This is a genomic window from Tahibacter caeni (genome assembly GCF_024609805.1).
Lineage (GTDB): Bacteria > Pseudomonadota > Gammaproteobacteria > Xanthomonadales > Rhodanobacteraceae > Tahibacter > Tahibacter caeni.
In genome coordinates, this window is the sequence record NZ_JANFVR010000235.1 from 1 (window position 1) to 7,737 (window position 7,737).

The 7,737-nt window shown below is 70.8% G+C and carries 8 protein-coding genes; 3 read left to right on the forward strand and 5 right to left on the reverse strand.

Features of this window, described 5'->3' with window-relative positions; genetic code table 11:
• Positions 1-47: 47 nt before the first annotated feature.
• Positions 48-488: an azurin gene (gene azu / locus NON22_RS17115; RefSeq protein ID WP_257388158.1), complete on the reverse strand. Its 441-nt coding sequence runs from the start codon at positions 486-488 to the stop codon at positions 48-50.
• A gap of 137 nt (positions 489-625) precedes the next feature.
• Between azu and NON22_RS17120 the strand changes: the two genes are divergently transcribed.
• Both NON22_RS17120 and NON22_RS17125 read left to right on the forward strand, forming a co-directional pair.
• On the forward strand, positions 626-1,174 hold the full coding sequence (locus NON22_RS17120; RefSeq protein WP_257388159.1) for a kinase inhibitor: 549 nt from the start codon (positions 626-628) through the stop codon (positions 1,172-1,174).
• Positions 1,175-1,331: 157 nt separating this feature from the next.
• On the forward strand, positions 1,332-2,741 hold the full coding sequence (locus tag NON22_RS17125; protein WP_257388160.1) for a glycosyltransferase family 39 protein: 1,410 nt from the start codon (positions 1,332-1,334) through the stop codon (positions 2,739-2,741).
• Between the two features lie 15 nt (positions 2,742-2,756).
• Here NON22_RS17125 and NON22_RS17130 read toward each other — a convergent pair whose 3' ends face one another.
• The 4 genes from NON22_RS17130 to NON22_RS17145 all read right to left on the reverse strand — a co-directional run bounded on the left by NON22_RS17130 (position 2,757) and on the right by NON22_RS17145 (position 6,985).
• Positions 2,757-3,152 carry a GtrA family protein gene (locus tag NON22_RS17130; RefSeq protein WP_257388161.1) on the reverse strand — a complete coding sequence of 132 codons (396 nt, stop codon included), beginning with the start codon at positions 3,150-3,152 and terminating at the stop codon, positions 2,757-2,759.
• 3 nt (positions 3,153-3,155) lie between these two features.
• A complete protein-coding gene (locus NON22_RS17135; protein ID WP_425507996.1) occupies positions 3,156-4,100 on the reverse strand; it encodes a glycosyltransferase family 2 protein in 945 nt (314 codons plus the stop codon).
• Positions 4,093-5,109, reverse strand: coding sequence for an S-methyl-5-thioribose-1-phosphate isomerase (gene mtnA, locus NON22_RS17140; RefSeq protein WP_257388163.1), 1,017 nt, complete (start codon positions 5,107-5,109; stop codon positions 4,093-4,095). Before mtnA ends, NON22_RS17135 begins: the two co-directional genes overlap by 8 nt.
• A 94-nt stretch (positions 5,110-5,203) precedes the next feature.
• Complete coding sequence (locus NON22_RS17145) at positions 5,204-6,985, reverse strand: ABC transporter ATP-binding protein (protein WP_257388164.1); 1,782 nt, start codon at positions 6,983-6,985, stop codon at positions 5,204-5,206.
• Here NON22_RS17145 and NON22_RS17150 point away from each other — a divergent pair.
• On the forward strand, positions 6,979-7,737 hold a 759-nt coding region (locus NON22_RS17150; RefSeq protein ID WP_257388165.1), incomplete at its 3' end, for a hypothetical protein. The two genes, NON22_RS17145 and NON22_RS17150, sit on opposite strands and share 7 nt — an antisense overlap.

The following is a 7,737-nucleotide window of genomic DNA, read 5'->3' on the forward strand; positions in this document are numbered from 1 at the left end:
GGGGGGGGGGGGCGCCGCGCCCGCCCCCCCCCCCCCCCCGCCGGATTTCACTTGACGACGAGCTTGCCTTTCATGACCGCCCAGTGACCCGGGAACGAGCAGAAGAAGCTGTAGTCGCCGCCGGCCTTCAGCGCGCTGCCGGCGAAGCTGGCCGTGGTCGAGGCGCCGCCGCCGACGAGCGGCGTGTGCGCGATCACGCGCTTGTCGTCGGCCGCGACGTAGTTCGCCGCGGCACCGGCCTTCTGGCCGTCGGTGGCGATCGGCTGCAGGTCCGGCGTCGCCGCGATGACGACGTTGTGGCCCATGGCCGTGACCGGCAGCTTGCCCGTATGGGTCAGCTTGATCGCGATGCTCTTGCACGACGCCGCGACCGTGACCTCGGTCTTGTCGAACTTCATCGCGTCGTCGGCCTTGAGGTCGATGACGCAGTCTTCGGCCTGCACGGCCGTGGCGCTGAGCAGCAGAGCGAAGAGGAGGTAACTACGCATGGCGGTCTCGCAACGTGGATGGATGGCGCAAGACTAGTCGCGCGCACTTCACGTCTTCTTGATCGAAATCAATCCGGCCGCCGCCGTGCGCGCAGCGGCTACACTGCGCGGCATTTCCCGAGCCGGAGCCCGCCCGCATGAATCCGTTCCTTTCCGCCAGCCTCATCCTCTCGGCCACCGGCGTCGGCGCCGGCGCCGGCGAATTCCGCCTGAGCAGCCGCGACATCGCCGACGGCGGCACCTTGCCGCAGGCGCAGGTGTTCAACGGCTTCGGCTGCGACGGTGACAACGTGTCGCCGCAGCTGAGCTGGAGCGGCGCACCCGAGGGCACGCGCAGCTTCGCGATCACGGTCTACGATCCCGACGCGCCCACGGGCAGCGGCTGGTGGCACTGGACCGTCGTGAACCTGCCGGCGGACACGAAGGAACTGCCGACCGGCGCCGGCAGTCCCGGCGGGCAGCTGCCGGCCGGCGCCGTGCAGGGCCGCACCGACTACGGCCAGAGCGGCTACGGCGGCGCCGCGCCGCCGCCGGGCGACAAGCCGCACCGCTACCAGTTCACGGTCTGGGCGCTCAAGGTCGACTCGCTGCCGCTGGACGAGAACGCGAGCGGCGCGATGGTCGGCTTCATGCTCAACGCGAACGTGCTGGCCAAGGCGTCGCTGACCGCGTTCTACGGCCGCTGAGCGCCGTGCCGGCGACGCCGCGCCGGCGCCGCTTGCGGAAATCGTCCGAAGACCCTGCCGCCGTGCCGGCCGCGGCAGGGTCCGCTTCCCGCTGTGCGCGTTACCCCGTAGCATGCCGCGCTCGCCTGCCGTCTCCCCGAACGGACCGCACTGAACGATGCTGCTGATCCCGACCGCTGCCCGCACCGCGCCGTCGCCGCGCTACTGGCTCGTGCTGACCTTGCTGCTGCTCGCGATCAAGCTCGTGCTGATCCTGGCCGACCCGACCCAGCGCTTCTTCCTCGGCGATTCGGAAAGCTATCTCCACTCCGCGCTGACCGGCTGGATTCCGCCGGACCGCTCCTTTCTCTACGGCCTGTTCATCCGCCACACCGCGATCGCCGCGGGCAGCCTGGCCGGGCTGCTGCTGGCGCAGACGCTCTGCGGCATCCTGACCGCCCTACTCTGCGCGCGGCTGGCCGTGGCCGACCTCGGCGTGGACCGGCGCGCCGCGGCGCTGCTGGCCCTGCTGATCGCGATCGAGCCGGCGCAGCTGTTCTACGAACGCATGGTCATGGCCGAGAGCCTCGGCACCCTGTGCCTGATCGCGATGCTGAGCTGTGGATTCGCCTATCTGCGCCGCGGCTGGTGGCCCTGGCTGCTCGCGATGGCGCTGGCCGGCATCGCGACGGTCGCACTGCGCATGAGCCTGCTGCCGGTCGTGCTCGGCTTCAGCGTGCTGCCGCCTCTGGCCGCCGCCGTCGAGCGCGGCGCGCAGCGCTCCTGGCGCCGCGTCGCGGCGCATCTGGCGATCGCCGTGACCGCGACCGTACTCGTGCACCAGGGCTATCAGCGGCTGTACGGCTATATGTCCGAAGGTCCGCCGACCTATCTGCAGAGCACCGGCACGTTCCGCCTCGGCCTCGTCGCGCCGCTGGTCAAGCCGGCGCATCTGCAGCGCGTCGGCCTGGACCCGGCGCTGCTGCAGCAGGTCGGTCCGGTGCTGGCCGACCCGCGCGAACGCGAAGCGCAGCTCTGGCTCGACGACGGCCTGGTCAGCGTGCTGCGCCGGGCCGCCGGCCCCGACACGGAACGGCTCGCGCGCAAGATCGCCGCGCGCGCCCTGTCGGACGATCCGCTCGGCCTGCTGCGTCTCGCGCTCGCGACGACGGCCGACTATTTCGTCGCGAGCGAAACCGCGCCGCGCATGGCCGACGATCTCGGCACGCGGCCGCTCAGCGACGGCATGCGCACGTCGCTGCGCGAGCGTCTTGGCTACGTGGCGGCGACCGACGCGACGCGGCTGAATCCGGCCGCGGTGTATTTCGAGCAGTCGGGTCCGTGGCTCATCGTCTGCCTGTTCGCGCTCGCGCCGCTCGCGCTCGTCGCGGCGCTGCGCCTGGGGCGTCCGCGGCGCAGCGCAGCGCTGCTGCTCGTGCTGACGATGCTGGGTCTCGTCGCCGGGCAATTGCTGTTCTCGCACATCGTCTCGTTCCGCTACCTGCACCCGTTTCCGCCGCTGCTGCTGCTCTGCGCGGCGGCGGTGCTCGCGCCGGCGCGCCGGCGCAACGGACTGCAGATCGGCTGAACGCCGCGCGGCGCGTCAGGCCTTTTCCTCGCGCCGGTAGATCCACCAGCGCGACGAGGCATAGTTCACGACGAGGCCGGCCGCCGAACCCGCGGCGACGCCGAGCTCGGGATAGCGCTGCACGAGCGGCACGAACGCATACAGCAGCGCGTAGGTGCCGTAGTTGACGACGAAGCCGCCGCTCATCGCGAGCAGATAGCGCGCCCACTCGCCGAGCAGGCCGTAGCGGCGCGTGCCGCGGAAGGTGTTGTGGCGGTTCCACAGCCAGGTCGCCGTGGCCGCACAGAGGAACGAGATCAGGCGCGCCGCATAGGCGTTCATCGCCAGGCCGCTGACCAGCAGCCGCAGTATCCCGGCGTCGACGACGAAGCCGATGACCCCGCCGATGCAGAACAGCAGGAATTGCGGCATGGCTTATTCCGGCGCCGGATGGCCGAGGTAGGCGAGCATCTTGAGCTCGCGCCGGCCGCGCGTGACCGTGTCGAGGATCAGCCCGGCGAAGAACGACAGCGCCGCGAGCAGCATCAGGCCGGTCGACAGGATCGCGGTCGGGAAACGCGGCACGAGTCCGGTTTCCGCATAGGTCACGAACAGCGGCACGGCCAGCAGCACGGCCAGCAGCGCGAGGGCGCCGGCGATCGCCGAATAGAACGCGAGCGGCCGCTCGGCGCCGAACAGGCGCACCATCGTCACGACGATGCGTATGCCGTCGCGCACGGTCGACAGCTTGCTGTGCGAGCCTTCCGGACGCTCCTTGAACGGCGTGCCGACTTCGGCCACGGCCATCTTGAGCTCGAGCGCATGCACGGTCAGTTCGGTCTCGATCTCGAAGCCCTGGCTCAGCACCGGGAACGACTTCGCGAAGCGGCGCGAGAACACGCGGTAGCCCGACAGGATGTCGGAACAGTTGCGGCCGAACAGCTGGCTCAGGAATCCCGTGAGCATGCGGTTGCCGAACGCGTGGCCGGGACGGTGCACGTCGGCATGGATCGGTTCGCGCACGCCGACGACCATGTCGAGGTTCTCGGCGAACAGTCGCGCGACGAGCTGCGGCGCGCTCGCCGCGTCGTAGGTGTCGTCGCCGTCGACCATGACGTAGGCGTCGGCCTCGATGTCGGCGAACATGCGCCGCACGACGTGGCCCTTGCCCTGCAGCTTCACGCCGTGCACGGCCGCGCCGGCGTCCGCGGCCACCTCGGCCGTGCCGTCGCGGGAGTTGTTGTCGAATACGTGGATCGCCGCCTCGGGCAGCGCGCGGCGGAAATCCTGCACGACCGCGGCGATCGCGATCGCTTCGTTGTAGCAGGGAATCAGCACCGCGACGCGGCGCGGGCGCACGGCAGGCACGGCCTCAACCATGGCCGGGCGCGAACAGGGCTTGCATCGCGTGGCGGTCCGGATGATGGATCACGCCTCGCTCGGTCACGATCGCGTCGATCAGCGAGGCCGGCGTCACGTCGAACACCGGGTTCCAGGCCTGGGCGCCGTCGACGACGGTGCGCCGGCCGCCGATGCCGAGCAGTTCCTGCGGATCGCGCAGCTCGATGTCGATGGCCGAACCGTCGACCGTCGCCATATCCACGGTCGAGGACGGCGCGACGACCATGAATTTCAGGCCATGGTGGCGCGCGGCGATCGCGAGCTGGTAGGTGCCGATCTTGTTCGCCGTGTCGCCGTTCGCGGCGATGCGATCGGCGCCGACGATGACCCATTGCACGGCGCCCGAGCGCATCAGGTGCGCCGCGGCCGAATCGGCGATGAGCTTGGCCGGAATGGCGTCGCGCACGAGCTCGTACATGGTCAGCCGCGCGCCCTGCAGCCAGGGCCGCGTCTCGCCCGCATAGACCTGGCTGATCTTTCCGGCGGCATAGCCGCTGCGGATCACGCCGAGCGCGGTGCCGAAGCCGGCCGTCGCGAGCGAGCCGGTATTGCAGTGGGTCAGCACGCCGCCGCCGTCGAGCAGCGCCGCGCCGAGTTCGCCCATGCGCCGGTTCGCGGCGAGGTCCTCGTCCTGGATCGCCTGGGCTTCGCGCACCAGCGCGGCCGCATCGCTGCCGATGCCCTGCATGCGGTCGAGCGCCCACATCAGGTTGACCGCCGTCGGCCGCGACGCGCGCAGGGTGCGCGTCGCCTGGTCCAGCGCCAGCGGATCGTTCTGCGCCGCGAGCACCACGCCCCAGGCCGCCGCGATGCCGATCGCCGGCGCGCCGCGCACGACGAGGTCCTTGATCGCCTGGGCCACCTCGGCTGCGCTGCGGCAGTCGATGAAGGTCTCCTCGAACGGCAGCCGGCGCTGGTCCAGCAGGCTCAGGCGATCGCCGCGCCAGTGCACGGCGCGGATGGTGTCGTGGCGGTCCAGTTCCGACATGGGCTGAGGCTCGAAAAGGCAACGCGCAAGGATAGCGTGGCGCGGCGCCGCAGGCGAACGCCGCCGCGTTCCGTGCGGCGTTCCGCGCCGCGTTTCAGGCCGCCGCGCCGGTCTGCACGCGCCAGAGCGCCGCGTAGCTGCCGTTGCGCGCGACCAGCTCGGCATGGGTACCCCGCTCGACGATGCGGCCGTTCTCGACGACGGCGATCTGGTCCGCGTGCACGATGGTCGAGAGCCGGTGGGCGATGACGACGACCGTGCGCTGGTGGGCGAGGCGCGCGAGCGAGCGCTGGATCGCCGCCTCGGTCTCGTTGTCGACCGCGCTGGTCGCTTCGTCGAGCAGCAGGATCGGCGGGTCCTTGAGCAGCGCGCGCGCGATCGACAGGCGCTGGCGCTGGCCGCCCGACAGCTTGACGCCGCGCTCGCCGACGCGCGTGTCGTAGCCCTGCGGCAGCCTCAGGATGAATTCCTGCGCCTCGGCCGCGATCGCCGCGGCCTCGATCTGCGCCGCGCTCGCGCCGGGCTGGCCGTAGGCGATGTTCTCGCGCACCGTGCCGTCGAACAGGAATACGTCCTGGGCGACCCAGCCGATCTGGCTGCGCAGCCAACTCAGCGGATAGCCGGCCAGGTCGCGGCCGTCCAGGCGGATGCGGCCGCGCGTCGGTTCGTAGAAGCGCAGCAGCAGCTTGATCAGCGAGGACTTGCCGCCGCCGGTCGCGCCGACCAGCGCGACGGTGCGGCCGGCCGGGATCTGCAGGTCGATGCCGCGCAGCACCTCGCTGCCGTTGGCATAGGCGAAGTGCAGGTCGTCGATCGCGAGCTCGCCGCGCGCCGGATGATCGGGCTGCGTCGCGTCGCTGTCGCGTATCGTGATAGTCGTGCCAAGGAGGGCGAGTATGCGCCGCGTGGACGCCATCGCCCGCTCGAACAGGTCGACCGTGTCGGCCAGCCGGGTCAGCGGCCAGAGCAGGCGCTGGGTCAGGAACACGAGCACGGCGTAGAAACCGGCCTGCAGCTGGCCTTCGAGCACGAGCTGGCCGCCGCGCACGAACGTGCACAGGAAGCCGAACAGGATCGCCATGCGGATCAGCGGCACGAAGGCCGAGCTCAGGCGGATCGCGCGGCGGTTGGCCTCGACGTAGGCCAGGCTCTCCTGGGCCAGGCGCTGGTGCTCGCGCTGCTCGGCCGCGAAGCTGCGTATCGTCGCGATGCCGGCGAGATTGTTCGCGAGCCGGCCCGACAGCGCGGCGACCTTTTCCCGCACCAGGTCGTAGCGCGGCCCGGCCTTGCGCTGAAAAAAGAACGCGCCCCAGAGGATGACCGGAATCGGCGTGAACGCGAGCACGGCGATCTGCGGCGAGATCGCGAAGAACACGGCGCCGCAGGCCAGCACCGTGACGACGACCTGGATCAGTTCGCTCGCACCGCCGTTGAGAAAGCGTTCGAGCTGGTTCACGTCGTCGTTGAGCACGGCGACAAGGCCGCCGGATGAGCGGTCCTCGAAATAGGCGAGGTCGAGGTTCTGCACGTGGGCATAGGCCGAGCTGCGCAGCTCGTGCTGCAGGTCCTGGGCGAGATTGCGCCAGAGCACGAGATAGGCGAACTCGAATACCGACTCGAACACCCAGATCGCCAACGTCAACGCGCCCAGCAGGTAGACTTGCTGCAGCGGATCGCTGACGCCGAGCCCGGCGACGAACGACGCCTGCCCGCGCACGACCACGTCGATGGCGATGCCGATCAGGATTTCGGGCGCGACGTCGAACAGCTTGTTCGCCACCGAACAGAGGCTGGCGGCGATGAAACGGGCGCGGTACGGGCGCGCATGACGGATCAGCTGCCAGAGGGCAGCAAACGACGAGGTGGAAGATGGCATCGCGAAAGCCTAGCACGGAGATTCCCGCCCGACGCGCCGCAGCAGCGCTCCACGATGACCGCGACGCGCGCTTCCAGGCCCTGTTGCGCACGGCCTGCGTCAAGGCCGCCGGCGTCGGCGCGCTGTCGGCCCTGGTCGGCGCCATACCGGGCGCCGGAGTGCTGCTGCGCTACGCGATCGGCGAGCTCGCCGACGTGGCCGCGGTCAGCGCGATCCAGGAAAAGCTCATCGAGGACACGCTGGCGCTGTACGAGCTGCCGCTGCCCGATGCGCTGCGCAAGCCGCTGATCACGCAGATCAGCGCGCTCGGCGCCGGCGCGAGCGTCGGCGTCGACGCCCTCGGCCGCCGCCTGCTCGGCCGCTTCGGCAGCAAACTCGGCGGCGGCGTATTCAGCCGCGTCGCGCCGCTCGTCGGCGTGCTGACGAGCGCACTCGGCAACGCCGCGACGACCTATGCGATAGGCCGCCGCGCCGAAGCCTTCGCGAAGATGGGCGTCGCGCCGGCCGAGAGCCTCGTCGACGCGTTCCGCGCGTTCACCGGCATGGACGAACGCCGCGTATGGGAATGGTCGGTGACCGCAACCAAGGAAGCGCTCGCGACGGTCGGCCGCGTGGCCGAGCGGGTCAAGGCGATGAATCCGTTCGCGCGCAGCGAAGCGGCCGGCGCCGACGCGGCCGGCGAGGAAGACGCGGCCGCGCGCCGTGCGAAGCCGGCGCAGCGCGAGCGCGATGCCGCCGCGGCAGCGAAAGCC

Bases quoted from the DNA above. Each gene is read 5' to 3' on its own strand.
- azu (WP_257388158.1), bottom strand. From the start codon at position 488: ATGCGTAGTTACCTCCTCTTCGCTCTGCTGCTCAGCGCCACGGCCGTG.
- NON22_RS17120 (WP_257388159.1), top strand. From the start codon at position 626: ATGAATCCGTTCCTTTCCGCCAGCCTCATCCTCTCGGCCACCGGCGTC.
- NON22_RS17125 (WP_257388160.1), top strand. From the start codon at position 1,332: ATGCTGCTGATCCCGACCGCTGCCCGCACCGCGCCGTCGCCGCGCTAC.
- NON22_RS17130 (WP_257388161.1), bottom strand. From the start codon at position 3,152: ATGCCGCAATTCCTGCTGTTCTGCATCGGCGGGGTCATCGGCTTCGTC.
- NON22_RS17135 (WP_425507996.1), bottom strand. From the start codon at position 4,100: ATGGTTGAGGCCGTGCCTGCCGTGCGCCCGCGCCGCGTCGCGGTGCTG.
- mtnA (WP_257388163.1), bottom strand. From the start codon at position 5,109: ATGTCGGAACTGGACCGCCACGACACCATCCGCGCCGTGCACTGGCGC.
- NON22_RS17145 (WP_257388164.1), bottom strand. From the start codon at position 6,985: ATGCCATCTTCCACCTCGTCGTTTGCTGCCCTCTGGCAGCTGATCCGT.